The organism is Arthrobacter sp. 10T419, from assembly GCF_056394105.1.
This window is the reverse complement of the sequence record NZ_JBFTHF010000034.1, coordinates 1-531: the sequence shown is the minus strand read 5'-3', so window position 1 is coordinate 531 and position 531 is coordinate 1. Positions and strand designations below refer to the sequence as shown.

The 531-nt window shown below is 53.4% G+C and carries 1 rRNA gene; it reads right to left on the bottom strand.

Annotation, left to right across the window (positions count from 1 at the left end):
- Positions 1 to 531: ribosomal RNA gene (locus AC1DBD_RS17740) — 23S ribosomal RNA — on the bottom strand; the annotation flags it as partial.

The following is a 531-nucleotide window of genomic DNA, read 5'->3' as shown; positions in this document are numbered from 1 at the left end:
GGATGAGATGAGCCGACATCGAGGTGCCAAACACCGCCGTCGATATGAACTCTTGGGCGGTATCAGCCTGTTATCCCCAGAGTACCTTTTATCCGTTGAGCGATGGCCCTTCCATWCAGAACCACCGGATCACTAWGWCCTRCTTTCGYACCTGCTCGACTTGTCAGTCTCGCAGTTAAGCACGCTTTTGCCATTGCACTTTAGGTACGATGTCCGACCGTACCAAGCGTACCTTCGAACTCCTCCGTTACACTTTGGGAGGAGACCGCCCCAGTCAAACTGCCTACCATGCACTGTCCCCGACCCGGATTCACGGGCCAAGGTTAGAACCTCAAACAAACCAGGGTGGTATTTCAAGGACGGCTCCACGTGAACTAGCGTCCACGCTTCAAAGCCTCCCACCTATCCTACACAGATCGGTTCAAAGTCCAATGCAAAGCTACAGTAAAGGTTCATGGGGTCTTTCCGTCTAGCCGCGGGGAGATTGCATCATCACAAACACTTCAACTTCGCTGAGTCTCGGGAGGAGAC